We start from the raw sequence: 25,715 nt of genomic DNA on the forward strand, positions 1-25,715 counted from the left end.
ATTCATATGCCAAGATGGACAGGTTTTATACATCGATTAAAAAAGATTGGTTAGTTATCAATCGGATCCATATAAAACAAAAAAACCTCTTCTATTATTTATAGAAAAGGTTTTGATTTTAATTGCTCTTCTCTTTACTTTTTCCTTGACAGCGATGGCAAATTCCATGAAAAGTAAGCCTATGATCTTTAATTTTGAATTTCCACTCACGCTCAACAATTTCTTCAACATCATCCAATAAATCTTGTTGAATTTCGTCAACAGATCCACATTCAATACAAACAAGATGGTGATGAAAATGCGCCGCACCCTCTGTACGGAGATCGTATCTTGAGACACCGTCTCCAAAGTTTATTTTATCGACTATTTTCAATTCAGTTAGTAGCTCTAATGTTCGATAGACTGTAGCAAGACCAATCTCAGGCGACTTTTCTTTCACAAGGAGGTAAACATCTTCTGCGCTTAAATGGTCTTCTTCATGTTCTAATAAAACCGCCACAGTCGCTTCACGTTGTGGTGTCAACTTGTAGCTTGATGAGTGTAATTGTTTTTTAATTCTTTCAATTCTAGTCTCCATAACGAAAAGTTCCTCCTCTTCTCCCATTCTCAATTATAACAAATGGAGAGGGGGTGTCAATCTAAAATCATTATAATCTACATGTGATAATTGTTATTATTTAATATACAATATCGATTATTGTTTTCATTAATGAAGGAGATATATAGGCTTCAAAAAGTGCTGCTACAGCAAGGAATACCCCCGCCACAACGAAAATTAAAGCATATCTACCCAACAGCGGGAGAATCGGTTCGCTGTTTTTTTTCATAAACTGCCTTCTAAACATTTTCAACGAAATCGATACAGCCACTGTTGCTGTAATAATAAACACGGGAATGATAATAAAATTTTGCGGTAATACCGAAACAAATGATAACAGAAATCCATTCCACCCCATTTGATTCACTAAAAATCCGACGGTAAAACCAATGACTAACCCTTTCATAAATAAAACAATTAATATGATTGGCAATCCGACAATTGAAATTCCCAGTATTCCCATCATCCCGATAAATTTGCTATTATCAAAGAAACTTTGCGAAAATACGTCGCTGGCTGATGCAATTTTACCGTTTGAAACTTGTCCAAAGAACTGCGATAAATAATAGGCTAAATCTTCCTTTTGACTAAATGTTAAGCTATTTACAACAACTGCTCCGAATATGACCCCCATTAAAAATAAGACGACCACAAATAAATAAATTGAGGAATGCTCACGAATATGGGCGGCTACAACGTTCTGGTACATTTTTTTCTTCATTGCTCTTCCTCCTGCAAATGATTATTACAATTTATGCAGGAGGTCTGAAATCTATGACGCCGATTTAAACATTTAATAGATTTACTCTACTGTTAGTCCCCAACCGATATTTTTCCATACTTTCCACCACCACCAGCAGAAAGGTTTAACTTGCCTGTTCTTGCGAGGACAATGTACTGAGCTAGCTTTTCTGGAACGACGTTTTTTAAGTGTTCAATTGGAACATCATGTAGAATCGCCATTTCGGTACCAAAATGATTTAATAGTTTTCCTCTAATTTTTGGTCCAAGTCCCGGAATGAATTCAAGCGGAATTTGATGGATATAGGGAGGGCGTTCTCGCTTATTTCTGTTATCTCCCGATAATTCGGCAATCCGCTCCGCTACACCTTTTACATATTTAGAATGTCCACAATGAGCGCAAGTTGTTTCAGTCTCTGGGTGAAAAGGGTGAAGACATTTTTCACAAACGGTTTGGTGGTATTTTCCAAGTAATGGATCTAGTCCATAGTTAGCCAAGATTTTCCTTTCCTCTACATTATGCAACGCTTTTTCTAACTCACGGAAAGTTCGATTTTCCATCTCAATTGCCTGATATTCACGGGCTATTTTTCCAAGCGAATGTGCATCTGAATTAGATAAAAATGAATAGGAATGGAGCTCAGCAATTCCGTCTGCCATGTACGTGTTAGAGCTTAAGCCAAGTTCAATTCCATCGATATATTCTGGAATGAACACCTCTGTTAAAGAGGAATGAACCCCTTTCCCATATAGACTTTTATAAGGGGTAAACACATGAGCTGGAATAAATAATCCATTTAATTCTTTCACCTTTTGTTGTAACTCTTTTCCACTACAATAAATCCGTTGGGAGCTAAGATGAATATTTTTCAAATGATTACTCAGCCAGTTCGAGAAGGTTTTTAGCGTTTCAATGGTCGGTAAATAACAAAGAACGTGGATGGGACCATGACAGTTTTCATCATAAATTTCCAATTCTGAACCAGGAATAATTGTTAAACCGCCGTAACTTAATCCACCTTCCTCTAGTTGAATCAATTCACCTGCCTCCATCAGTTCTTCCATCTCAATGATAACTTCAGGAGAATGACAATCAATAATGCCAATCATGTTCAATCCCTTTTCATCCCTTGCATGAGCAATAATATTTGAAAAGGTTAACGTTTTGGCACCAGTAATTTTAACCGCCCTGCCGTTTTTTGTTCTGCCAATGTGAATATGTAAATCAACAAAATATTGGTTCATATTTGCTTCAACGCCTCTTGTAACTGCAAATATTGAACGGCAAAGACAGTTTTTGCATCATAAATTTTTTTCTCCTCAATGGCATGCATGGCTTCTTCCAGTGTCAATTCTCGTAATTCAACAAATTCATCTTCATCAAGGCCAGCGGCATTTTCTTTTTTTGACAACCCTTTCGCTAAGTAAACATGAACAATTTCATCAGCAAAACCCGGTGATGTATAGAAAGAACTAACTAGTTCCAGCCCTTCACATTGGTAACCCGTTTCTTCTTCTAATTCTCGCATTGCACATTGAGCTGGATCTTCTCCCTTTTCAAGTTTACCAGCTGGAATTTCGAAGATTGTTCGCTCCAATGCTTTACGGTATTGCTCGACTAATACAAATTTATTTTCGGTAGTTACTGCAATAATTGCGACAGCCCCTGGATGTTTGACTATTTCACGCTTCGCTTGTTTGCCATTTGGAAGTTCCACGTCATCCACTTGCAAGGAAATGATCTTTCCACTAAAAATTTGTTGGGTTGACAGTGTTTTTTCTTCAAGACTTTTCAATTTATACCCCTCCAGTTCTATTCAATTTATTGACTCATACATTTTAGCATACTCGGTTAGGGGGAAATGAGAATGAATATTTATGTCCATGAAAAAGGAGTTCTTTTAACAGGTAAAGCATGGGAAATAAGACAAAAGTTAAACGAGTATGGTAAATGTTATGAATATGTTGCAGATTGGGTGGGAGCCCAGTCTAAAGATGCCTCAAATGTATCTTATCACAAGCCTTCCTTAATCATGAATCCACAGCAAAAAGAATTTAGACCCACTTCCTCTAAGAAACGCTAATGCTTTTTCTGGTTTTAGAATTAGCAGAGTGTTATAAATAAGGAAGGAGGTGTCGCATTTGGTACAGAAACGACAATTAGGGACTTCTGATTTACAAGTTTCAGAACTCGGATTAGGATGTATGTCTCTCGGTACCGATCCTTTAAAGGCTGAATCTATTATAAAACATGCAGTTGAGGCCGGAATTAATTTTTTTGATAGTGCCGATTTATATGACTATGGTGAAAACGAAAATATTCTAGGCCAAACACTAAAGCCTATTCGAGATAAGGTAGTAATCTCTACAAAAGTAGGGAACCGCTGGAATGAAGGAAAAGAAGGCTGGTGTTGGGATCCCTCAAAAGCTTATATAAAAGAAGCAGTTAAAAATAGCTTAAAAAGGCTGGATACCGATTATATCGATTTATACCAACTTCACGGTGGAACGATTGAAGACCCTATTGAGGAAACGATCGATGCCTTTGAGGAACTAAAGGCTGAGGGATACATTCGCTATTACGGTATTTCTTCCATTCGTCCGAATGTAATTCGAGAATATATCGAGAAATCGAATATCGTCTCGGTCATGATGCAGTACAGTCTGCTCGACCGTAGACCAGAGGAAGAGGCCCTTCCTCTTTTAAACAAGCACGGGATTAGCGTCATTACAAGAGGATCACTGGCAAAAGGACTTTTGAGCGTTAACATGTCAGATAGAGCATCCTTTGCTATTCGTGAAAAAGGTTATTTAGATTATTCGTTTTCAGAAGTGTCTAATGTAGTAGATAAACTTACAGCCTCATTACAACGTCCATTAAATGAAATTGCTTTGCATTATAATTTAGCCCATCCTGCTGTTGCTTCGGTTGTAGTTGGTGCTAGTTCAGTACAGCAATTGAAACAAAATGTACAGGCAGTTAATAGTGAAAAGCTAACTACAGAAGATGTCACTCAACTTCAGGCTTTGACAAAGAATAATATCTACCGAGAACATCGCTAAAATAGTAGGCAACTTCCACTTTCCGAAGTTGCCTACTATTTTATTTAAAGTCTTTCCAATTAAAACTACTTTCATTAAGCAGCTCTTCAAAGCTTTTATTTTTCTCTTTTTGTCTGCGTTCTTTCTTTTTCTGCTCTTCTTGGGCTTTCCTTTTTTGTTCTTCCGCTGTCTCTAATTCCTTTTTCTTTTCCTTTAGTTCCTTAACTAGATCTGCGTTTAAGAGATCCCCCAATGTAGCTGATTTCTCAACAGCTTTTTTCTCTTGTTTTTTTCTCATCCAAATCCCTCTTTAACATTGAATTTTCATAACCCATTATAACATTTATCAGGCTTAACGGGCAGTAAGACTCCCACCTCAAGATTCTGAGTAAAATAAAAGAAGATAGGTGGGGAATCAACTGATCGTAAAGCGCCGAAATAATGAACATAAACTTAATACGCTCCAGCAACATCTGCGTGACCAACGCTGTGGACTAAAGCTTTCCATCAGTGGGGATGAAAGCCCCCCTACTGATGGATGTTTTACTTTATTGACTGCATAATTTCCTCTCTTTTCAACCATGTTAACAAGTGAAGTACATACTTATTATTTAGGAGATGAACAACTTGAGTCAAAAACGTGAAAAAGGTTATAGCCAAAAGGGAAAGCCGAATGCTGATACGGTAAAAAATACAATTGCTGCTGAAGATTTAGAAACAGCTATCCATCCAACGAAAAAACAAAATTCTAAACAGTAAACCGCTTTTTCATAAGCGGTTTTTTTGAATGAATTTTTTCTATTATCTCATACTAAAAAACAAATTCAGTTATGCATCAACCATCGGAGGCAGCAATAATGAATAAGAAAAAGGTACTTCAATGGTCTTTTTCGGCCGCCCTATTTCTTTCTTCTATAGGTATTTACGCGTCAAATCGACTAATGTACATGAAAACTAAAGATGATGAAGCCATTATCCACCGCGAAAAGAATGCAGGACGAATAAATCCAGACGAATTTAACTCCTTAAATAAAAGAGAAGTTACCCTTTCTTCTCCATTCGGTTATCCGTTAAAATTGCTTCTTGTCGAACCACTTGTCACCAACCGTTACATCATTATTTCTCATGGGGTAACTGAAAATAAACTGAGTTGTATAAAATATGTAAAATTTTATTCAGACAGAGGTTTTAATGTCCTTATGTATGATCACCGACGCCACGGAGAATCAGGGGGAAAAACGACTAGCTATGGTTATTACGAAAAATATGATTTGCGTGCAATTGTGCATTGGCTAAAGCAAGACATGGGTCCAGAGATTTTACTAGGCATTCATGGAGAATCGATGGGAGCTGCCACTCTTCTTCTTTATGCCGGCATGCTTGAAGATGGTGCTGATTTTTATATTGCCGATTGCCCTTTTTCCGACCTTAAAGAGTTAGTATCCTATCTCATCAAAAAAGAGGTTAAATTGCCTCCAAAACTGGTTTTGCCTGTTTCTAATTTATTCTTACGACTACGGGATCGCTATACTCTTCACGACATTTCGCCGATTTCTGTGATTGATAAAATTAATAACCCAATTTTATTTATTCATACTAAAAAGGACGACTTCATTTTACCTTCCATGACTGAGGAACTTTATCACCGGAAAATAGGACCCAAACAATTATACCTGGCCGAAAACGGATTTCACGCCTGTTCTTATAATGATAATAAAGAGTCTTATGAAGCTACTGTTGATGAATTTTTAAAGAACTTTGTTTTTAACATGGTGGAACAACAAGCAAACTAGAATGATTTCGCACCCTCAAACCATTTTGGGTGCTTTTTCTTTATTTTAATTTTTTTAACATCCTTAATATGGGCACCATCCCTTATACACTACAGTATTATATATTACTAATAAAAAAACGGAGGCGCGCCTTGTTATGATGAAAAAATTCATAAAGATGGTCCGTTTTCTGTGTTCGCTTCTATTATTTCTTTCTTCCTTTGGGATTTTAATTACCAATCGATTGATGTACATCAAGAAAAAAGAGGATGAAGCCATTCTTCATCGCGAAAAGTCATCGGGCCATTTCCATCCAGATGATTTTCTTCATTTACCAAAAAAAGAGATGACTGTTCCTTCTCCATTTGGCTATGATTTAAAAGTCATTCTTGTGGAGCCCCATCAAACAAATCGCTATATGATTATTTCCCATGGGGTAACGGAGAATAAAGTAAACTCAATTAAATATATGAAACTTTTCCTAGAGAGGGGTTTCAATGTGGCCATTTATGATCATAGACGTCACGGGGAATCCGGTGGTAAAACAACCAGTTATGGTTATTATGAAAAGTTTGATTTAAAAGCCATTGTCCATTGGCTAAAAAATAAGAAAGGCTCCGATCTTCTCTTAGGAATTCATGGGGAGTCTATGGGGGCGGCAACCATGCTTTTGTATGCTGGGTCGGTTGAAGATGGAGCTCATTTTTATATTTCCGATTGTGCTTTTTCAGATTTTAAAGAACAACTTTCCTATTTATTAAAAAAGAATATAAAACTACCGCCGAAGCTTGTTCTTCCTCTCGCCGACACCTTTTTACGAGCTCGGGAAAGATATACTCTCCATGACATTTCACCGATTTCAGTTGTACACAGAATTAAACATCCGGTTCTATTTATTCATAGTAAAAAAGATGATTATATTTTACCATCGATGACAGAAGCACTTTATCAAAAGAAAAAAGGACCGAAGAAACTATTTCTTGCTGAAAACGGAGCCCATGCCAAATCTTTCCATGAAAATAAAGAAGCCTATGAAGCAGCCATTGATGCATTTTTACAAGAGTTTGTTTTCCAAAGAGACAGATAAAATCTGAATATAATGGTAGAAACCACGTCTATCATTGCGTGGTTTCCCTCTATTTCCCTGTTTTATCAATAAAACTCATTCTTGGATTTAAATATTGGTTAGGACTTTTCAACATGAAGCTGAATCTTTTTTCATTGAAATCAATGGTCAACTTTTCATCAAGAAAAACTTCCTTTGATTTCTCAATATAAACGCTGACATTATTGGTTTTTACTTCATAATCATCGCTATCCAATTCACTTACGAACCATAGGGTAGAAACTCCACACATGACACAACCACATTCATCTGTATCATATTTGAGTTTCACATAACCTTTTTTATCCTTTGTTAACCCGTTGATTTTTTCTTGGGCAAGCTCAGTGATTAAGATTTCCATGGAGTAATCCTTTCTTTTATGAATTAACTAACTGTTTTATTGTAACATAAGAAAGATTTTTCCCTCACCTTCTTTGCTTCAGACATATTTATCTAACTATTTTAACATCCATAATATTTTGAAGTTTAATTCGGTGTTCTTCATCAAAGTAATCAATGATACACAGCTGATTTTCCAATGGATCAAAGCGATGAATCTGCCCTATTAATACCTCGTATTTTTTGTCACGATAGTGGACTATACTAACAGAGCAGTCAAACTCCATAGCTTCGGCAATCACTCCATTCAGAACTTCTAATTGCTGATCATCCAGTATTTTTTTTGTTTCATACGTGTCTTCTTCAGCCCACTCCCTTAAAACTTGAACATGTTCAGGAAGCATCATAGATACCCATTTTATTCGTCCACGATCCCGTATCACTTATATCCCTCCTTCTCCATTAGTGGAGGTTTTCTTTCATCCCCACTATCTTTTTTATTGTAATCAAAACTTAAGGTGGGACCTTACTCCCCCGCTAAGCCTGATCAAACTACGTCTATGAAATTTTACATTTTATGGCCTCCAACAAGTTTCGAGCGTTGTCTTGCTGTACCAGCCTTTGTATAAGAAACTGCCCTTAGGAGGGCATCTGATCCAAACCGTTGGCGTATATGATCAACGGTGTAGCCCAAGGCATGTCTTTTCCAGCCATTTAAATCAAAGAGATCTAATTGAAAGTCTGTGTCATCGACAATATTGCTTAATGACATCGAAATCTTTCTTACCGTTTTCCCTTCATAATGCTCATGAAAAAGCTCCAAACAAACACGGTAAATATCCATTGTAGTATTGGTTGGATTTTCAATCGTTCTAGAGCGATAAAATCCGCCGCCTAACTCATCTTGACTATAACTTAATCCAAAGCTAATCGTCCTGCCTGCTTTTCGGTGATTTCGTGCCCTTTTAGCGACTTCTTCACACATTTCGAGAATTACACGCTTAATCTCTTCCTCTTCTTTATAATCACGTAGCAACACTTGCCCTTTCCCAAAGCTAATCTGTCCTTCCATAATTGGAGCACCGATTTCTGACAAATCAATCCCCCAAGCATGGTGATACAACTGATTGCCCATAACGCCAATTTTTTTTTCAAGTTTCTTTAAATCGTATTGGGCAAGTTGGCCGACTGTGAAAATTCCCATGCCATTTAATGTTTTTTCGAGCCTTCGTCCAATCCCCCACATATCCCGTAATGGTGAAATTGGCCAAAGTTTTTTAGGAATATCCTCATACGTCCACTGAGCAATTCCCGTTTTCTTTGCTTCTAGATCAAGGCAAAGCTTAGACATCAATAAGTTAGGGCCAATCCCGATCGCACATGTCAGTTGAAATTCCCGCTCAATATCATCTTTTATCTTTTTTGCGACCGTTACAGGATCTCCCCAAAGCTTACTTGTACCATCTACTTTGAGAAAACTTTCATCAACACTGTAAGCATGAATTGCTTCTTTTGGTACATAGCGATTAAATACTCGTAATATTTCCATTGAAACGCGAACATAGGTCGCCATTTTTGGTTCAACAACCACAATTCTTGGATCTTCCGGGATATCAAACTTTCGCGACCCCGTTTTAATCCCAAACTCTTTTTTCATTTTAGGAGAAGCGGCAAGGACAATACTTCCCTCACGTTCCTTGTCTCCCACCACCGCCAAATAGCATTGCAATGGATCCAGCCCTGCCATCACAGCAGAACAACTCGCGTAAAAGCTCTTCATGTCCACACATAAAATATACTGTTGCGGCATTTTACTATAATCGAACATGAATGGCAGCCTCCAATAAACAAATTATCTTTAAGAACATCCGTTCTTTATTCTATTCTCATCTTAAACGAATATACGTTCTTATTCAATGGGATTTTCTCCCATAAGGACAAAATCCTATAGACATACAAAGATATTACTCAAAAAAAGTAATCAATTTCATACAAAAAAAAACTGCCTAACAAGATCGTTTAGACCTTGTTAAGCAGTTTTTTAAATAATAATATTGATTAATAAGCTAACGCAAATAGACCTTTAATATGGGACAAGTAACGGACATTACTTGCTTCTTTCATTAATGATGCAGGAAGCCCTTTAAGCGGTGTTGAGTTGCCTCCGATTTCAGCAACAGCATCTTTGCGACCAAGACTAGCAAGAGTACCCGAGTTAACAGGGGCAAACTTATCCATCGTTTTACCATTTAAGTATGCAAACAAGTTATAGCCAACAAGCTCACCCATTTGCCATGCATTTTGTGCAGTTGGTGCATATGGACGTCCGCCTTCTGGAGGGAATGCAACCGCGCTGTCACCAACAACAAACACATCTTCATGGGATTTTGATTGTAGGAATTCATTCACAGTCGCTTTTCCACGATCTACTTCAAGTCCTGATTCGGCAACAATTGGAAGAGCCTGTACACCGCCAGTCCATACAAAAGTATTAGCGACAATTTTGCTGCCATCTTTTAAAGAGATCTCATTGCCTTCTACACCTGTTACTGGAAGACCAATTAAGAACTCAACTCCACGCGCTTCTAAGCTCTCTTGTGCACGTTGGATCAAATGATCAGGAAGAACTGGCAGAATTTTTGGTCCAGCTTCAACTAACTTAACCTTCATTTCATTCCAATCCACACCATATTGTTTCGCAACTATTGGCATATGATCAGCGATTTCACCAACTAATTCAACACCCGTTAAACCACCGCCACCAATAACAATCGTAGCATCAGCCTCATTTTTAGTTTTAGCATATTCACGAATGCGCTCTACAATATGTTTATAAATTTGGTTTGCGTCCTCAACTGACTTTAAAACCATACTGTTTTCCTCAAGTCCTGGAATTCCAAAGTAAGCAGTTTTACTTCCAAGAGCTACAACCAGTACATCATAGGAAAGCGTAGAACCGTCAGAAAGTGAAACCTCTTTTTTATCTGCAGAGAATGAATTAACTTTTGCAATTTTAAGGTCAATATCTTTTCCTTTGAAAAGCTTGTTTAGCGGTAATGCCACAGACCCTTCTGAGGTTGTACCACCTGCAAGACGGTGTAATTCAGTAATAATTTGGTGTGTAGGATACTGATTAACAACTGTAACATAAGCATCATTACTTTTTAAGTATTTTCGTAGAGTTAAAGCAGTAAGTACCCCGCCATAACCCGCTCCTAAAATCACAATATGTTTTGACATAAAAAAATCCCCGTCCTTATTGTTTAATTAGTACTTCTTTTCACTTTCACGTTCAGTAACAATTTCTAAGTATGCGTTTACAAAGCGAAACATCTTTTGTACTTGTGGGTCTTTCATCATTTTTAACATACCGAACAGACCAATGGTTTCATGACTATCTTCAGCGCGGTCTTTAGCTTCAATCGCTGTAGCTGCAACCTTTTTAACTGTATCTACAACTGGGCCCGCAACTTCTGATAGAGCAGAGACCGTATCATTTTTAAGGATCTCATCAGTTGCAAGTGATTGAGCTGTATCATAATATTTTGATAGAACTTGAACCATTTCGGTGAGCTTTGGAAGTTCCTCAACTAAGACTGTTAGAGATTCTTGTACTTCCGGCTTTAATAAATGATCGAGAATATCCAATTGTTCTTGTCTTTTAGACAGGCTTTGCGAATAGTTTTCTAGAGTACTAGTTTCTGCCATTTTATATTCCCCTTTATTAGATGATATATTTGAATTTTTTGTGTCATTTTGCACAATCTACTATAAAAAAAGTGATATAAATCATTTGCAAACGTTTTACAATTAATATTATACATAAAATTGTTAAAAAGTGAACATAAATTTCAAAAATACTTTAGTAAAATACTGAAATTTTATTTTATTTTATAAAAAAAGCTCCAAGTCCATCAAGAAAATAGATGGTGCCTGGAACCTCATCATATTTTTATTTTAAACTACGATTTAAAAATGCTTTTGTTCGATCGTATTTTGGGTTTAGAAATAAATCTTGTGGGTTTCCTGATTCAACAATTTCCCCTTGATCCATGAAAATAGCTTTGTTGGCTACCTCTCTGGCAAATTCCATTTCATGGGTAACCACAATCATCGTCATATGTTCTTTTGCCAAATCTTTCATCACCTGTAAGACTTCTCCTGTTAACTCAGGATCTAGTGCAGAAGTCGGTTCATCAAAGAGCAAAATGTCCGGATTCATCATAAGCGCTCTAGCAATGGCAACCCGCTGTTTTTGTCCGCCTGAAAGATTCCCAGGAAGCTTATTAGCATGTTGAAGTAAACCAATTTTCTCCATCAAGGCTTTACTTCGCTGATCGATCACATCATATGATTCCTTTTTTACCATTTTTGGTGCAAGTTCAAGGTTTTCTTTAACTGTTAAATGAGGAAAAAGATTAAAATGCTGAAAGACCATCCCCATCTTGGATGTTACCTTCTTTAGTTCCTGAGGTTTAGAATAAACGCCGTCCTTAACTAAATAATCACCGGAAACACAAATACTTCCCCCATCAATTTCCTCCAAATGAATTAAGCCACGCAGCATCGTACTTTTTCCAGAACCTGATGGCCCAATCACTGCAATCACATCATTTTTTTCGACTTCGAAAGTAATTCTTTTTAACACTTCTAAGTCACCATAAGATTTTTTGAGCCCTGTTACTTCAATGAAAGCCACAAATAACTACTCCTTTTAATCGAATTTAAATCGCTTTTCAAGCCACTTAAAGAACATTGTTAACACAATAGTCATAAGTAAATAAATAACACCTGCTACAAAGAAAGGGAATATTGTAAAGTCACGATTTACCGCAGTTTGGGCATAATGTAGTAATTCTGGAACCGCAACCGCATACAAGAGCGCAGTATCCTTCACCAATGTAATCGATTCATTTGCAACAGAAGGAAGGGCGATCCGAAACATTTGTGGCAGCACGACCTTAATTGTTGTCTGCCACTTATTTAAGCCTAGCACTTTTGCTGCCTCATATTGACCCTTATCAATCGCAAGTAGTCCACCGCGAAAAATCTCGGCAAAATAAGCCGCATAATTTAAAATAAACCCAAGAGTAGCTGCAACAAAGCGATCTAAAATTAAATATGGACCAATCACCGGTATCATCGGTAGCCCGAAGGTAATAATTAATAATTGTAATAATAGAGGGGTTCCACGCATCACATAAATGAAGGCTTGTGCTAGCCATGACAATGGTTTAAAGGTGCTCCTAACCGCTAAAGTTAAAATAAATCCTAATGGAATCGAGGCAATGATTGCAATAAAAAATAATAGGATGGTCGTTTGGGCACCCTCAAGCATCGGCTTAAGGATCGTTATTAAATAATCAACAGACATAAAAGAATTCCTCCAAAACAAAACAGGGTTTCCTTAGGAAATCCTGTTTTGTCCTATTTTTGCATGATCTTATTCTAACACTTTATCTTCGCCAAACCACTTTTCTGAAATTTCAGCTGCTGTTCCATCAGCAATGACAGCATCAATGGCCGCTTGAAGTTCATTCAACAATTCATCATTGCCTTTAGCAACACCAACAGCATATTCTTCAGGTGCTAGTTTTTCGTCTAATACTTTAAACGTATCTGGTTTCTTTGTCATTTTATAATTCATAACAACTTCATCGATGACAACCGCTCCTACTCGGTTGTTTTCTAAGTCCATTAATGCAAGGTCATTTGTTTTATATTCATGTAGACCACCAACTTCTTTACTGATTGATACTCCATTCCAAGCATCTAGTGCTGAAGATTGAGCTTGAATACCAATTTCTTTCCCTTTTAAATCATCCAACTTTTCGATTTTGGAATCTTTTAAAGTAACAACCACTTGGTTATTTGCTAAATAAGGCTTTGTCAGTAAAACTTTTTGTGCTCTCTCCTCTGTAATGGTATATCCATTCCAGATCAAATCGATTCTTCCACTGCTTAATTCAGATTCCTTTGAGCTCCAATCGATGGGTTGGAACACAACTTCTCTCTCCATTTTTTCCCCAGTTGCTTTAGCCAAATCAATATCAAACCCAACAATTTCATTGTTTTCATCCCGGAATCCCATAGGAGCAAATGTATCATCAATCCCAACGATCAATTTATCTTTAGTAGTACTAGAGTCTGAAGCATTGCTGTCGTTATTAGGATTTGAACATCCTACTAAAACGGCAAACAAGGCTGCAATAACCATTACTAGACCCAATAATCTTTTCTTCATAGTAACCACCCTTATAATATAATAAAATACAAATCCTTTAGTACGTTACTATATTAGATTAGCATAAAACAGGTAAGAGTCATACCCCTAAAATATTATTTTAATATTATGAAATGTAATTAAGATGAGTCGACATTGTGCTCTCTATCACTTATAATCATTTTCCCTTCGTTTATCACCTGAATTGACTATAAGACGATGAAATTATTATAATAGTCGAAGAACGGAGTGAACAAATAATGAATAATAATAAAAAGGCATTATCGATCCTTTTTGCCGTCATGTTCTTAGTTATGGCCGGCTTTGGAATCATCATCCCGGTACTACCCTTTTACGCAGAAGAAGTCGGTGCATCCCCTACACAATTAGGTTTGTTGATGGCGGTATATTCTCTTACTCAACTACTATTTGCACCGATGTGGGGACGGATATCAGACCGAATTGGCCGTAAGCCTGTCATTATGGCCGGGATCTTAGGATTAACATTCTCTTTTTTCATGACAGGATTTGCAAACGAACTTTGGATGTTATTCGTTGCGAGAATCATTGGAGGGATGCTGTCGTCCGCTAATATGCCTACTGCCATGGCCTATGTAGCCGATATTACAAGTGCAGAAGACCGTGGAAAGGGAATGGGAGTCATCGGCGCAGCAACCGGCTTAGGATTTGTGTTTGGTCCAGCAATCGGCGGGGTTTTTTCAAAGTTTAGCTTAAGCACCCCGTTTTTTGTAGCAGGCAGCTTATCCTTACTAACTTTCTTCCTTGTTTGGATCCTATTAAAAGAATCATTAACTACTGAAAAAAGAACCCAACCACAAGCCAAAAAAACATCAGTATGGTCAGAGTTTACTGGGGCCGGGTCCCTCTTGTTTTTCCTGCAGCTTTTTATTTCACTGTCCCTGTCAGGACTTGAAACAACATTCGCTTATTTTGCAGCAGTAAAAGCAGATATCGGTACAGTTGAACTCGGATACACATTTATGATTATGGGATTAGCCAGTGCGTTTGTCCAAGGTGGTTTGATCGGGAGGTTAACAAAGAAGTTTGGAGAAGGGCCAGTCATCGCTGGAGGGATTATCGTATCAGCCTTTGGTTTCTTCCTTATTCTATTTACTTACAACTTCTTAACCGCGGCCTTATTTATTACCATTTTTGGAATTGGAAATGGAGTCATCCGTCCAACTGTATCAGCATTGCTGACAAAAAGTGCTGATTCGGGGCATGGCAGTAAAACAGGGTTGCTCTCTTCCTTTGATTCATTAGGAAGGATTATTGGACCTGTTGCAGGCGGATGGCTTTATGAGAAATCGATTAACCTTCCTTACATATCTGGGATTATTTTATCCTTTATCGCATTAGCACTCTACTTTATCTATAAAGCACAGGCGGCAAAAATGAACAAGCCTAACTTACAATAAAAAGAAACAGCCTTGCAATGAAGGCTGTTCTTTTTATTTTTTGCTCAAAAATGGTTTTCCCGCCTTTTCAAACAATCGAGGAAAAAGAGCAAATAAGACACTGCCTGCGTTCATCCATCGGGGCAGATTGAGTTCTCTTTTATTCGTCAGCACAGCATTTACTATTTTACTAGCCACAAAGTCTGGCGTAATCATAAACCTTTTGACATTTTTGGCATAGGAGCCCGTTTCATCAGCGATTGAAAAAAAGTTCGTCTGAATCGGGCCTGGATTTACAGCAGTCACAAAAATGTTCATGTCTGAAACTTCCATTCTAAGGCTGTTCGTAAATCCTAGTACTGCATGTTTCGTAGCAGCATAGGAACTAGATTTTGGAGTTGCAATTTTCCCAGCCTGGGATGCGATATTAATAATATGACCTTCTTCCTGTTGCAACATGACAGGGAGAACCATATTTGTACATGCAATTAATCCAATCACATTCACAGCAAACATGTCTTTTATCTTTTCAATAGATGTTTCATGCGCCGTACGGAAAAGCCCAAATCCTGCATTATTGACAAGCACATCAATTTGCCCTATTTCTTTAATTATTTGCCCAAAAACATTTTTTACTTCATCCGTATCCGATACATCCAATTTGAATATCCTAACAGAGACTGAATAGCGAGTTTGTAAGTCAGTTTGAATTTCTTTTAGTACGTCTAACCTTCTAGCTAGAAGAATTAAATTAGCTCCGTTTTCTGCACACTTTTCTGCAAGAGAACGTCCTACTCCACTTGATGCCCCAGTTATGATAATATTTTTATGTTGCAAACGTTCATTTGTTATCATTTTTTCACCTACTGCATTATGGTTTACTCATCTCTTTAATTTCTACTATGTAGTAAAGGAAGTCAAGTAATTATTAGGAGGAACTTCAATTGAGGAAAATAGCGATGGTCGGTGCCGGGTCGATGGCAGAAGCCTTAATTTCAGGAATGGTAAATAATCATCTCCTAGAATCAAAACAGATTTGGGTAACAAATAGAAGCAATAAAGAAAGGCTTCAAGAGTTGAAAAATACATATGGTGTATTAACTACTTATCATTTGCAAGAATTATGTCAAGGAGCAGATGCCATCATTCTTGCGATGAAGCCAAAGGATGCATTAAATGCACTTGTAACGATTAAAGAGTTTTTGGAAGAGGATGCTATGGTTATATCGGTTTTAGCCGGTGTATCAATTAGTAGCATTGAGCTTCTCTTGGAAAAACCAATGTCAATTGTTCGTGCGATGCCAAATACATCGGCTACAATCGGAAAATCAGCGACAGCTCTAGCAAGCAATGATCAAGTAACAAACGAACAGTCTGATAGAGTTGAAAAGATTTTTCAAACCGTAGGCGTAACAAGATTTGTAAAAGAAGAACAATTAGATGCTGTTACTGGTCTTTCTGGAAGCGGCCCCGCTTATGTCTATTATCTGTTTGAAGCGATGGAAAAAAGTGCAGTCGAGCTTGGGCTTGAAAAAGAGCTTGTTAAAGATTTAATCATTCAAACCTTCTTAGGAGCAGCAGAAATGCTATCAAAAACAACAAAATCAGCAAGTCAACTTCGGGAAGAAGTCACAAGTCCTGGTGGTACGACTGAGGCAGGCTTAAAGGTACTTTCTGACATGCACGTTGACCAAGCATTTTTCAATTGTATCAAGGAAGCTGCCGCACAATCGAAACGCCTTGGTGAAAATATCAGCAATGAAATGGAGAGTAAAGTCGTAAAACGGTAAAGGTTTATTTTTCTATCCTTTCAGATTATTTGTTATACTAAAAGTTAGGAGGGATTGAAAAAATTGAACTCAAAACTATTTACGCCTTTTACTATTAAAAATGTCACATTAAAAAATCGCATCGTCATGTCTCCAATGTGTATGTATTCTTGTGAAAAGGAGGATGGCAAAGTAACTCCTTGGCATTTTACTCACTATATTAGCAGGTCTGTGGGTGGAGTCGGATTGCTCATCCTTGAGGCAACAGCTGTTACCCCACAGGGAAGAATCTCTTCAAAGGATTTAGGTATTTGGGATGATGTACATATTGACGGTTTACAGCAATTAACTGCTGGAATCAAAGAAAACGGTGCGGTACCTGGGATTCAACTTGGACATGCAGGTAGAAAAGCAGTTTTAGACAGTGAAATTATTGCGCCTTCTGCCATTGCATTTGATGAAAATTCAAAAGTTCCAAAGGAAATGACGATAGATGAAATCCACCAAACTGTAGAAGCCTTTAAGCTTGGCGCAGAGCGTGCGAAAAAAGCGGGCTTTGAAGTGATAGAAATTCATGGCGCCCATGGATATTTAATCAATCAATTTTTATCACCACTATGCAATCAGCGCCAAGACGAATATGGTGGGAATGCACAAAATCGTTATCGATTTTTACAAGAAATAATTGAAGCCATTAAATCAGTTTGGAATGGTCCACTATTTGTTCGAGTTTCGGCAGATGAGTATCACATGGATGGTTTGACGATAGAGGATTATATTACTTACTGCAGTTTCATGAAAGAACAAGGGGTAGACTTAATTGATGTAAGTTCAGGCGGAGTGGTCCAAGCGAGAATTAATATTTACCCAGGCTATCAAGTACCACTTGCGGAAAAGGTTAAACAGGGTTCCGAGATCCCAACAGGTGCAGTTGGCTTGATTACTACCGGTTTACAAGCGGAGGAAATTATTCAAAGTGAACGAGCCGATCTCGTATTCATTGCTCGTGCTCTGTTGCGTGATCCATACTGGCCAAGAAGTGCGGCAAAAGAACTTGGAGTCAGCATTGAAAGCCCTGTTCAATATGAAAGAGGTTGGAGATAAGCAATAAGAGGTCCATGAGTTTCTGTCATGGACCTTCTTTTTTGTAAATGAAACAAAAGAAAAGACAGGGCTCCTTCCCCTGCCTTTTCTAAATAATATCGGTAATATCAAGAAAGACAACAATAATTACAAGTGGTATCACATAACGCAATAAGAAATACCAAATATGGAAAAGACCTTGATATTTCGTGTTTTGAATCAACTCGCTATTCAAAACAGACTTTTTCATTTTGTAAGAAACAAAAATGGAAATCAGCAAGGCTCCAATCGGCATTAATAGGTTACTAACAAGAAAGTCAGCAGCATCAAAGATCGTTTTATTAAAAATAGAAATGTCTGAAAGTACGCCGAAGGATAGAGCCGAAGGAACACCAACAATAAAAACAAGAATCCCAATGATCCAGGCTAAACGATGTCTGCCCCCCCTGCCTTTAGAAGCAGATGCCACAACAATCTCAAGCAGTGAAAATGCTGAAGTAAGAGTCGCAAACAAAAATAACACTAGAAAAATGATTAAAAAGAAATTCCCGAAAACCATTTGTTCAAAGACAGAAGGTAAAATAATAAATAGCAAACCCGGACCTGCTGTCGGTTCATATCCTAAAGAAAATACGGCCGGAAAAATCGCTAAACCAGCAAATAAACAGATCAGTAAATTCATAGCTACAATAGAAAGTGCAGGTTGTACAATACTTTCTTTTTTCGATAAATAGGAGCTATACGTAACCATTACGGAAACCCCGACACTCAGCAGGAAGAAGGACTGTCCAAGAGCAGATAAAATACTTTGCGAATTTAATTTTGAGAAATCAGGATTCAGGAAGAACTTTACTCCTTCCATGGCGTCATCAAGTGTTAGTGAGCGTACCATTAAAATAATAAATAAGATAAAGAGGGCAGGCATCATAAACTTACTCGCCTTTTCAATTCCGGTTTGTATCCCTTTTCCTACTATAATTATTGTAATAATAAGGAAGATTGCTTGAGTTCCAACCGCAAGCACTGGGCTTGATACAGTATCAGTAAAAAGCAGTTCATAATTAACATTTTCCTGCCCCACTTTACCTGTAAGACTATAGATTATATATTGAATAATCCAGCCGCCAATCACACTATAAAAAGACAACAAAATAAAACAAGTAATGACTCCAAGATAGCCAATCCAATGCCATTTTGTTCCGGGAGCAATTTCCTTATAAGCTGAAATCGCCTCCTTTTGTGTACTACGACCAATAATAAATTCAGCTAACAATAAAGGAAATCCAATTAAAAGCGAAAAAATAACAAATATGAGAATAAAAGCTCCCCCACCACTCGTCCCGGTTACATATGGCAGCTTCCAAATAGCTCCAAGTCCAATTGCAGAGCCTGCGGATGCCAAAATAAAGCCAATTTTCGATGACCACTGATCTGTCTTTTCCAACATTTATCCCTCCTGATCTATTGGTTGTAAAAACAAAAAAGTCACAAGCTCAATAAGGGACGTGCAGAACACGCGGTACCACCCTTATTGAAAGCATGTGACTTTCCACTTAAATTTGATAACGGTAATAACACCGATTTCTTTGTAAAAAAAAGAAACTAGCTCCAAGCTGAAACTCACTATAATCTTTGTATCAGCTTGCACCATCCGCCGACTCTCTTCAACAGGGAAATTATAGCTTAATATTCACTCTTCAAAGCCTTATAAAAGTGCCCTAAATGTATTTCAATATAATAGATATAGTCAAATTATAAAGGAATCTAACTAATAAAACAAGCTTGTTTTTTCAAATACTTTATTCTTGTATAATTATCTCGAAATGGATATCGCTTTAAAATCATGCGCAATCTCTGTTTCCGGAAAAACTTCGCGGGCTTCCCTTAACAATTCTTCGGATGCATCACGATCATAGCGCGAACTAATATGGGTAAGACAAAGTTTTTTGACGGACGCCTCTTTTGCAGTTTGAGCCGCTTGTGTTGTTGTTGAATGAAAATACTCTTTCGCCAAACTTTCTTGTCCATGTGAAAAAGTTGCTTCATGAATAAGTAGGTCGGCATCTTGAGCCAATCTCTTAGCCGGTTCACACATTCTCGTATCCCCAAGAATAGTGACAATTCTCCCCCTCTGCATCGGACCAACATAATGTTCTGGATTTAACACAGTCCCATCATCTAATGTAACCGACTCCCCCGCCTTAATTCTTTTATAAATAGGACCAGGCTTAACTCCAATCTCTTGTAATTTATCCACTAGAAGTGTACCGGGAAGATCTTTCTCCATAACACGAAAACCATAGGAAGGGATTCCATGATCTAGCAGTCTTGCTTCAACCAGAAATTGGGCATCCTCAAAAATAATTCCTTCCTCAATTTCAACAATATTTAGCGCATACTTTAAATACGTTCCACTTACCTTTAAACTCGTTTCAATAAAATTTCTTAAACCACTAGGCCCATAGACGGTAAGTTCTGATTCACCACCTTGAAAAGACCGACTGGCTAGCATTCCTGGCAATCCATAAATATGGTCGCCATGTAAATGAGTAATAAAAATTTTTTCCATTTTGGATGGTTTGATCGATGTATGTAAAATCTGATGCTGGGTGGCCTCCCCACAATCAAATAACCAAATGGTTCTACGTTCTTCCAAAAGCTTAAGTGCTATAGAGGTTACGTTCCGGAGTTTTGCAGGGATTCCAGCTCCAGTTCCTAGAAAAAAAATTTCCACCTGAGTCCTCTCCTTCCAATTCATTTATTTTATTATTATAACGAAAGACAAAGGGTTTGCATATTTTGACAGATATCGTTAAAATTTGACGATAGCAGTATTAATTATTACTCCATTTAAAATGAAAAGAGGTTTAACATCGTGACTCAAAATGAAAATCCTGCATCTTTGATTGTCATTTTCGGTGCTACAGGAGATTTAGCCAATCGAAAACTATTTCCTTCCTTATATAATTTATTTAGCAAAGGAAATCTATCCAAAAATTTCGCTGTTGTCGGAGTAGCAAGAAGATCCTTATCTAATGATGAGTTTAAACAGAACATCATAAAGTCAATTGGGACGGTTTCAAACGATGTAGATAAGATGAATGAATTTGCTTCCCATTTTTATTACCATTCTCATGATGTTACAGACTCTGCTTCCTATACAGCTCTAAATGAAATCATCACAGATTTAGATGATCATTATGGAACAAAAGGAAATCGGATCTTCTATTTAGCCATGGCACCAGAATTCTTTGGTACAATTGCGACCCATTTAAAGGAAGATGGTCTCACTGATGTTTCTGGCTTTAAACGTTTAGTGATTGAAAAACCATTTGGCCATGATTTACAATCAGCTCAAGAACTTAATAACCAAATTAGAACAGCTTTTGCTGAAGAAGAGATTTACAGGATTGATCATTACTTAGGTAAAGAAATGGTTCAAAATATTGAAGTCATTCGATTTGCCAATGCAATATTTGAGCCATTATGGAATAACCGCTATATTTCCAATATCCAAATCACTTCGAGCGAGACGCTTGGAGTCGAAGAGCGTGGCCGCTATTACGAAAACAGTGGCGCTCTTCGCGACATGGTTCAAAACCATATGCTACAAATGGTTGCTTTGCTCGCGATGGAACCTCCGATTCGATTAAATACAGAAGAGATCCGTTCCGAAAAAGTGAAAGCATTTCGGGCAATGCGGCCGATTAAAGATGATGAAGTGAAACAATTTTTTGTGCGAGGTCAATATGGACCAGGTTATGTTAACGGTGAATTAGTTTCAGGCTATCGCCAAGAAAACATGGTTAATCCAGAGTCTAATACAGAAACATTTGTAGCTGGCAAGTTAATGATTGATAATTTCCGCTGGGCAGGGGTTCCATTTTATATCCGGACCGGAAAACGAATGAAAACAAAATCAACAAAAATTGTTGTTCAGTTTAAAGACATTCCAATGAACCTGTATTATAAAACAGAACAAACGTTAAGCCCAAATCTACTTGTCATTCATATTCAACCTGAGGAAGGAATTACCCTTCACTTAAACGCTAAGAAAGCAGGGCAAGGAATAGATGCCCAAGCGGTTAAATTAAGCTATGCTAATAAAGGGGTTGATGGAATTAATACACCAGAAGCCTATGAAAAGTTATTGTATGACTGTATGAAGGGCGATGCTACGAACTTTACACATTGGGATGAAGTCGCTTTGTCTTGGAATTTCGTTGATAATATTTCTGATGTTTGGCAAAATACATACGCCAACTTCCCTAACTATGAAGCAGGCTCCTATGGTCCAAGAGAAAGTGATATTTTACTCGCTAGAGATGGATTTTTCTGGTGGCCGGTTACAAATCTTGATGTTGAATCTTGTTAACAAGAAAAACGCAAACGCCTGCGGAACAAAAAACTTTTGTTTCTGTAAAAGAAATCCAAAGAAGCTCCCCTTATTGCTCACCCCCGACAAGCTAAGGGGAACCGTGGATGTTCTTTAACTGCTTGACGGATTGGCTAGACCGAAGAAGGGCTAGGTGCTCGAGCAGATCACAAAAAACCTCTTTGCTATGCGCAAAGAGGTTTTTTGTGCTTATTTATCATCTTGGAACCATTGAGTATGGAAAACTCCTTCTCGGTCAATTCGTTGATACGTATGGGCACCAAAATAATCGCGTTGTGCTTGTAATAAATTAGCAGGTAATGTTTCCGTACGATAACTGTCATAATAAGCTAGTGCTGCAGAAAAACATGGAACTGGAATACCAAATTGAACTGCTTGTGCCACAATTTCACGTAAAGCATATTGATAACTCTCAACAATCTCTTTAAAGTATGGGTCAAGTAACAGATTTTTTAGACCTGGTTCTCGATCATAGGCATCCTTTATTTTCTGTAAGAACTGTGCTCGAATAATGCATCCTCCGCGGAAAATCATGGCAATATCCCCATATTGAAGATTCCAATCATAATCCTCAGAAGCTGCTCTCATTTGCGCAAATCCTTGAGCGTATGAACAAATTTTACTCATATACAAAGCTTTGCGAACAGATTCAATGAAAGCTTGCTTATCACCAGTAAATGGTTTTACATTAGGGCCATTTAACACCTTACTAGCTTGAACTCGTTCTTCTTTCATTGCAGAAATGAAGCGGGCATAAACAGACTCTGTAATAACTGGCAGCGGTACTCCTAAATCAAGTGAGTTTTGGCTCGTCCATTTTCCAGTTCCTTTTTGTCCAGCAGTGTCTAGAATCATGTCAACAAGCGGTTTCCCTGTCTCATCGTCAACTTTCGTAAAAATATCAGCAGTAATTTCGATTAAATAGCTATCAAGCTCACCTTTATTCCATTCCGCAAACACTTCATGAAGTTCATTTGCTTCTAAACCAAGGACATTTTTCATTAGAAAATAAGCTTCACAAATAAGTTGCATATCACCATACTCAATGCCATTATGAACCATTTTAACATAGTGACCGGCACCATCTGGCCCAATATAAGTTGTACAAGGCTCCCCGCCAACTTTTGCAGAAATATCTTTAAAAATCGGAGCCACTAATTCATAGGCTTCTTTCTGTCCACCAGGCATAATTGAAGGACCTTTAAGCGCTCCTTCTTCTCCACCTGATACGCCTGTCCCAATAAAATGGATTCCCTGTTCACTTAAGCGTTGATTTCGTCTTTGTGTATCAGTAAAAAGTGTATTGCCACCATCTATTAAGATATCCCCTTTTTCTAAGTAAGGGAGTAATTGATCAATTGTCGCGTCGGTTGCTGCACCTGCTTTAACCATCAGCATAATTTTCCTTGGACTTTCAAGGGAATTGACAAACTCTTCAATTGAATAAGTGCCCTTGAAGTTCCTTCCTTTTGTTTCAGCTAGAACTTCATCTGTTTTCTCACGTGAACGGTTGTAAACCGCAACAGAATATCCTCTTGATTCAATATTCATGGCGAGGTTTTTACCCATAACAGCCATTCCAATTACACCAAACTGTTGTTTTGTCATCCTTTTACTTCCCTTCTAACTATGTATAAAACTTCTTAAACTCTTTTACTTTAGCAATTATTGTCGAAATTAGCAATGAATCTGATTAAAGTTAGTATACCAACATGCTTATAATCAAATTCATCATTAATCTTTCGGAAAAAAGTCAAGAAAGTCTTTGCTGAAACTTGTTTCTGATGTGTTTTTTGTGTTTTTTTCTACGGCTTTATCTAAGGCTTTTTCAATAATGCCTTCTCCAAATTTAGACCTTAACCCTTCAACAGCCTTAATTAAAGGCTCTTGTTTGGCCTCTTTTTCATAAGAAAAAAGATCCAGCTGCCTTACCGCCTGTTTTTTTTCCACTAAATCAGACCCAGTTACTCCTAAAAGGCGCACTGGTTCTCCATTCCAATGTTTTAGAAAAAGTTCCTTGCTTTCTTTATATAATTCATCAAACCTGACCGTTGGATTTAATAATTTCTTACTTCGATTAATGGTTTTCCGATTTTTATAACGAATCGTAATGCCAATTGAAGATGCTAACATCTTTTTACGATTCAATCGAACAACTACTTTTTCTGTTAATCTTTTTAGTACTTGTAGCAGTTCCTGTTGATTCGTTTCATCACTTGGCAATGTTGTTGAATTCCCAACACTCTTAATCTCGTTTGCCGCATTTGGATCAATGGGTCTTTCATCGATTCCATTCGCTCGATCTTTTAGACGAATTCCGTTAATACCGAGAAGGGCATCTAACTGAATTTTATCGGCTTGAGCTAGGTCCTTAATAGTAACAATTCCCATTGAATTTAATTTTTCGGCAGTTTTTTTGCCAACCCCATGCATTTTAACGACAGGTAAAGGCCACAGAACTTTTTGAACATCACGCTTTCGCAATACCGTGATGCCTAGTGGTTTTTTCATATCAGATGCCATCTTAGCTAAAAACCGATTTGGTGCTACACCAATACTACAAGGTAAGTCCAATTCATTTAAAACTTGTTTTTGAATATTTTCAGCAATTTCTAATGGAGCTCCTAATTCAAAACTCTCGGTAATATCTAGATACCCCTCATCAATGGATACAGGTTCAACAAGATCGGAGTATTGTTTAAGAATATTGAACATTCCTCCTGATGCAGCACGATACCGTTCAAAATTGGGAGTCATTACTATGAGTTGGGGACAAAGTTTTTTTGCCTCCCAGAGCGGCATTGTTGTTTTCACTCCAAATTTACGGGCCTCATAGCTACACGTAACAATAATTCCCTTGCGCTCTTTTGGGTTCCCGGCTATTGCCAGTGGCTTTCCTTTTAAGGCAGAGTTATACGCCATCTCAACTGAAGCATAAAAACTGTTCATATCGACATGCAAGATAACTCTCCCGTTTTTAGGATACATTTCTTTCATTTAAGAACACCTTCTATTAAAAGTCGCTACCTTTAGTTTATCATTGTGACGGTAAAAAGACTTGCATAGATTATGAGCCCTTTTAGATTTTGCTGTTTATACTGGACCAAAGCCGGATAATAACAGGAATTTATGCAAATTTGGTGGGGTTAACACGCATTACTATCAATGGTCTTCATAGCACCGATATAAAGTCTAAAAACCGAGTAAAAGGTTTTATAGCCCCGCAGCC

General features: G+C 37.6%; 27 protein-coding genes and 1 other annotated feature. Of the genes, 9 read left to right on the plus strand and 18 right to left on the minus strand.

The features are described 5' to 3' along the window. Positions 1-118 precede the first annotated feature (118 nt). The 4 genes from R4Z10_RS15285 to R4Z10_RS15300 form a co-directional block, all read right to left on the minus strand. The gene (locus R4Z10_RS15285; RefSeq protein ID WP_338470159.1) at positions 119-577 is read right to left on the minus strand and encodes a Fur family transcriptional regulator; all 459 of its coding nucleotides are present in this window, start codon (positions 575-577) and stop codon (positions 119-121) included. Between the two features lie 100 nt (positions 578-677). Next, the gene (gene spoIIM, locus R4Z10_RS15290) at positions 678-1,319 is read right to left on the minus strand and encodes a stage II sporulation protein M (RefSeq protein WP_338470160.1); all 642 of its coding nucleotides are present in this window, start codon (positions 1,317-1,319) and stop codon (positions 678-680) included. Between the two features lie 92 nt (positions 1,320-1,411). Further along, positions 1,412-2,584 carry a TIGR00375 family protein gene (locus R4Z10_RS15295; protein ID WP_338470161.1) on the minus strand — a complete coding sequence of 391 codons (1,173 nt, stop codon included), beginning with the start codon at positions 2,582-2,584 and terminating at the stop codon, positions 1,412-1,414. Then, a complete protein-coding gene (locus R4Z10_RS15300) occupies positions 2,581-3,135 on the minus strand; it encodes an NUDIX hydrolase (protein WP_338470162.1) in 555 nt (184 codons plus the stop codon). Before R4Z10_RS15300 ends, R4Z10_RS15295 begins: the two co-directional genes overlap by 4 nt. A 72-nt stretch (positions 3,136-3,207) precedes the next feature. On the opposite strand from R4Z10_RS15300, the gene mciZ reads away from it, so the two are divergent. Next, complete coding sequence (gene mciZ, locus R4Z10_RS15305) at positions 3,208-3,423, plus strand: Z-ring formation inhibitor MciZ (protein ID WP_338470163.1); 216 nt, start codon at positions 3,208-3,210, stop codon at positions 3,421-3,423. A 58-nt stretch (positions 3,424-3,481) separates the two neighbouring features. Further along, a complete protein-coding gene (locus R4Z10_RS15310) occupies positions 3,482-4,402 on the plus strand; it encodes an aldo/keto reductase (RefSeq protein ID WP_338470164.1) in 921 nt (306 codons plus the stop codon). 40 nt (positions 4,403-4,442) lie between these two features. Here R4Z10_RS15310 and R4Z10_RS15315 read toward each other — a convergent pair whose 3' ends face one another. Beyond that, on the minus strand, positions 4,443-4,679 hold the full coding sequence (locus R4Z10_RS15315; RefSeq protein WP_338470165.1) for a DUF3886 domain-containing protein: 237 nt from the start codon (positions 4,677-4,679) through the stop codon (positions 4,443-4,445). Between the two features lie 329 nt (positions 4,680-5,008). Here R4Z10_RS15315 and R4Z10_RS15320 point away from each other — a divergent pair, with 329 nt between their 5' ends. The 3 genes from R4Z10_RS15320 to R4Z10_RS15330 all read left to right on the plus strand — a co-directional run bounded on the left by R4Z10_RS15320 (position 5,009) and on the right by R4Z10_RS15330 (position 7,240). Beyond that, on the plus strand, positions 5,009-5,140 hold the full coding sequence (locus R4Z10_RS15320; protein WP_338470166.1) for a hypothetical protein: 132 nt from the start codon (positions 5,009-5,011) through the stop codon (positions 5,138-5,140). Between the two features lie 98 nt (positions 5,141-5,238). Next, positions 5,239-6,174 carry an alpha/beta hydrolase gene (locus R4Z10_RS15325; RefSeq protein WP_338470167.1) on the plus strand — a complete coding sequence of 312 codons (936 nt, stop codon included), beginning with the start codon at positions 5,239-5,241 and terminating at the stop codon, positions 6,172-6,174. 139 nt (positions 6,175-6,313) lie between these two features. Continuing rightward, positions 6,314-7,240 carry an alpha/beta hydrolase gene (locus tag R4Z10_RS15330; RefSeq protein ID WP_338473255.1) on the plus strand — a complete coding sequence of 309 codons (927 nt, stop codon included), beginning with the start codon at positions 6,314-6,316 and terminating at the stop codon, positions 7,238-7,240. A gap of 49 nt (positions 7,241-7,289) precedes the next feature. Here the strand turns inward: R4Z10_RS15330 and R4Z10_RS15335 are convergent, their stop codons facing one another. The 8 genes from R4Z10_RS15335 to R4Z10_RS15370 form a co-directional block, all read right to left on the minus strand. After that, positions 7,290-7,619, minus strand: coding sequence for an iron-sulfur cluster biosynthesis family protein (locus R4Z10_RS15335; protein ID WP_338470168.1), 330 nt, complete (start codon positions 7,617-7,619; stop codon positions 7,290-7,292). An 88-nt stretch (positions 7,620-7,707) separates the two neighbouring features. Beyond that, complete coding sequence (locus tag R4Z10_RS15340) at positions 7,708-8,040, minus strand: YolD-like family protein (RefSeq protein ID WP_338470169.1); 333 nt, start codon at positions 8,038-8,040, stop codon at positions 7,708-7,710. Between the two features lie 125 nt (positions 8,041-8,165). Further along, positions 8,166-9,425 carry a UV damage repair protein UvrX gene (locus tag R4Z10_RS15345; RefSeq protein WP_338470170.1) on the minus strand — a complete coding sequence of 420 codons (1,260 nt, stop codon included), beginning with the start codon at positions 9,423-9,425 and terminating at the stop codon, positions 8,166-8,168. 230 nt (positions 9,426-9,655) lie between these two features. Beyond that, positions 9,656-10,837: an NAD(P)/FAD-dependent oxidoreductase gene (locus tag R4Z10_RS15350; RefSeq protein WP_338470171.1), complete on the minus strand. Its 1,182-nt coding sequence runs from the start codon at positions 10,835-10,837 to the stop codon at positions 9,656-9,658. A 27-nt stretch (positions 10,838-10,864) separates the two neighbouring features. After that, the gene (locus R4Z10_RS15355) at positions 10,865-11,305 is read right to left on the minus strand and encodes a DUF1641 domain-containing protein (protein ID WP_338470172.1); all 441 of its coding nucleotides are present in this window, start codon (positions 11,303-11,305) and stop codon (positions 10,865-10,867) included. Between the two features lie 244 nt (positions 11,306-11,549). Next, a complete protein-coding gene (locus R4Z10_RS15360) occupies positions 11,550-12,296 on the minus strand; it encodes an amino acid ABC transporter ATP-binding protein (RefSeq protein WP_338470173.1) in 747 nt (248 codons plus the stop codon). 15 nt (positions 12,297-12,311) lie between these two features. Continuing rightward, positions 12,312-12,971, minus strand: a complete 660-nt coding sequence (locus R4Z10_RS15365; RefSeq protein WP_338470174.1) for an amino acid ABC transporter permease — start codon at positions 12,969-12,971, stop codon at positions 12,312-12,314. A gap of 69 nt (positions 12,972-13,040) precedes the next feature. Next, a complete protein-coding gene (locus R4Z10_RS15370; RefSeq protein WP_338470175.1) occupies positions 13,041-13,841 on the minus strand; it encodes an amino acid ABC transporter substrate-binding protein in 801 nt (266 codons plus the stop codon). 239 nt (positions 13,842-14,080) lie between these two features. Here R4Z10_RS15370 and R4Z10_RS15375 point away from each other — a divergent pair, with 239 nt between their 5' ends. Further along, positions 14,081-15,259 (plus strand): MFS transporter, encoded by a 1,179-nt coding sequence (locus tag R4Z10_RS15375; RefSeq protein ID WP_338470176.1) that lies wholly within the window; start codon positions 14,081-14,083, stop codon positions 15,257-15,259. A gap of 33 nt (positions 15,260-15,292) precedes the next feature. Here R4Z10_RS15375 and R4Z10_RS15380 read toward each other — a convergent pair whose 3' ends face one another. Further along, positions 15,293-16,093 (minus strand): SDR family oxidoreductase, encoded by an 801-nt coding sequence (locus tag R4Z10_RS15380; protein ID WP_338470177.1) that lies wholly within the window; start codon positions 16,091-16,093, stop codon positions 15,293-15,295. Between the two features lie 89 nt (positions 16,094-16,182). Between R4Z10_RS15380 and proC the strand changes: the two genes are divergently transcribed. Both proC and namA read left to right on the plus strand, forming a co-directional pair. Next, complete coding sequence (gene proC / locus R4Z10_RS15385; protein WP_338470178.1) at positions 16,183-17,028, plus strand: pyrroline-5-carboxylate reductase; 846 nt, start codon at positions 16,183-16,185, stop codon at positions 17,026-17,028. Positions 17,029-17,091: 63 nt separating this feature from the next. Continuing rightward, positions 17,092-18,111 carry an NADPH dehydrogenase NamA gene (namA, locus tag R4Z10_RS15390; RefSeq protein ID WP_338470179.1) on the plus strand — a complete coding sequence of 340 codons (1,020 nt, stop codon included), beginning with the start codon at positions 17,092-17,094 and terminating at the stop codon, positions 18,109-18,111. Positions 18,112-18,199: 88 nt separating this feature from the next. On the opposite strand, the gene R4Z10_RS15395 is transcribed toward namA, so the two are convergent. Both R4Z10_RS15395 and rnz read right to left on the minus strand, forming a co-directional pair. Next, positions 18,200-19,534 carry a sodium-dependent transporter gene (locus R4Z10_RS15395; protein ID WP_338470180.1) on the minus strand — a complete coding sequence of 445 codons (1,335 nt, stop codon included), beginning with the start codon at positions 19,532-19,534 and terminating at the stop codon, positions 18,200-18,202. 52 nt (positions 19,535-19,586) lie between these two features. Continuing rightward, positions 19,587-19,800 (minus strand) — a binding site (T-box leader). A 103-nt stretch (positions 19,801-19,903) separates the two neighbouring features. Beyond that, positions 19,904-20,824, minus strand: coding sequence for a ribonuclease Z (gene rnz, locus R4Z10_RS15400; RefSeq protein WP_338470181.1), 921 nt, complete (start codon positions 20,822-20,824; stop codon positions 19,904-19,906). A gap of 141 nt (positions 20,825-20,965) precedes the next feature. On the opposite strand from rnz, the gene zwf reads away from it, so the two are divergent. Further along, positions 20,966-22,465 (plus strand): glucose-6-phosphate dehydrogenase, encoded by a 1,500-nt coding sequence (gene zwf, locus R4Z10_RS15405; RefSeq protein WP_338470182.1) that lies wholly within the window; start codon positions 20,966-20,968, stop codon positions 22,463-22,465. 210 nt (positions 22,466-22,675) lie between these two features. On the opposite strand, the gene gndA is transcribed toward zwf, so the two are convergent. Further along, positions 22,676-24,094, minus strand: a complete 1,419-nt coding sequence (gene gndA / locus R4Z10_RS15410; protein ID WP_338470183.1) for an NADP-dependent phosphogluconate dehydrogenase — start codon at positions 24,092-24,094, stop codon at positions 22,676-22,678. Positions 24,095-24,220: 126 nt separating this feature from the next. Then, positions 24,221-25,483 carry a DNA polymerase IV gene (locus tag R4Z10_RS15415; protein ID WP_338470184.1) on the minus strand — a complete coding sequence of 421 codons (1,263 nt, stop codon included), beginning with the start codon at positions 25,481-25,483 and terminating at the stop codon, positions 24,221-24,223. Between the last annotated feature and the right edge of the window lie 232 nt (positions 25,484-25,715).

The sequence above is a fragment of the Niallia sp. XMNu-256 genome (assembly GCF_036670015.1).
Classification (GTDB): Bacteria; Bacillota; Bacilli; order Bacillales; family Cytobacillaceae; genus Bacillus_BD.

Coding starts and splice junctions, on each gene's coding strand:
- R4Z10_RS15285 (WP_338470159.1), bottom strand. CDS start 577: ATGGAGACTAGAATTGAAAGAATTAAAAAACAATTACACTCATCAAGC.
- spoIIM (WP_338470160.1), bottom strand. CDS start 1,319: ATGAAGAAAAAAATGTACCAGAACGTTGTAGCCGCCCATATTCGTGAG.
- R4Z10_RS15295 (WP_338470161.1), bottom strand. CDS start 2,584: ATGAACCAATATTTTGTTGATTTACATATTCACATTGGCAGAACAAAA.
- mciZ (WP_338470163.1), top strand. CDS start 3,208: ATGAATATTTATGTCCATGAAAAAGGAGTTCTTTTAACAGGTAAAGCA.
- R4Z10_RS15315 (WP_338470165.1), bottom strand. CDS start 4,679: ATGAGAAAAAAACAAGAGAAAAAAGCTGTTGAGAAATCAGCTACATTG.
- R4Z10_RS15325 (WP_338470167.1), top strand. CDS start 5,239: ATGAATAAGAAAAAGGTACTTCAATGGTCTTTTTCGGCCGCCCTATTT.
- R4Z10_RS15330 (WP_338473255.1), top strand. CDS start 6,314: ATGAAAAAATTCATAAAGATGGTCCGTTTTCTGTGTTCGCTTCTATTA.
- R4Z10_RS15335 (WP_338470168.1), bottom strand. CDS start 7,619: ATGGAAATCTTAATCACTGAGCTTGCCCAAGAAAAAATCAACGGGTTA.
- R4Z10_RS15345 (WP_338470170.1), bottom strand. CDS start 9,425: ATGTTCGATTATAGTAAAATGCCGCAACAGTATATTTTATGTGTGGAC.
- R4Z10_RS15350 (WP_338470171.1), bottom strand. CDS start 10,837: ATGTCAAAACATATTGTGATTTTAGGAGCGGGTTATGGCGGGGTACTT.
- R4Z10_RS15355 (WP_338470172.1), bottom strand. CDS start 11,305: ATGGCAGAAACTAGTACTCTAGAAAACTATTCGCAAAGCCTGTCTAAA.
- R4Z10_RS15365 (WP_338470174.1), bottom strand. CDS start 12,971: ATGTCTGTTGATTATTTAATAACGATCCTTAAGCCGATGCTTGAGGGT.
- R4Z10_RS15370 (WP_338470175.1), bottom strand. CDS start 13,841: ATGAAGAAAAGATTATTGGGTCTAGTAATGGTTATTGCAGCCTTGTTT.
- R4Z10_RS15375 (WP_338470176.1), top strand. CDS start 14,081: ATGAATAATAATAAAAAGGCATTATCGATCCTTTTTGCCGTCATGTTC.
- R4Z10_RS15380 (WP_338470177.1), bottom strand. CDS start 16,093: ATGATAACAAATGAACGTTTGCAACATAAAAATATTATCATAACTGGG.
- gndA (WP_338470183.1), bottom strand. CDS start 24,094: ATGACAAAACAACAGTTTGGTGTAATTGGAATGGCTGTTATGGGTAAA.
- R4Z10_RS15415 (WP_338470184.1), bottom strand. CDS start 25,483: ATGAAAGAAATGTATCCTAAAAACGGGAGAGTTATCTTGCATGTCGAT.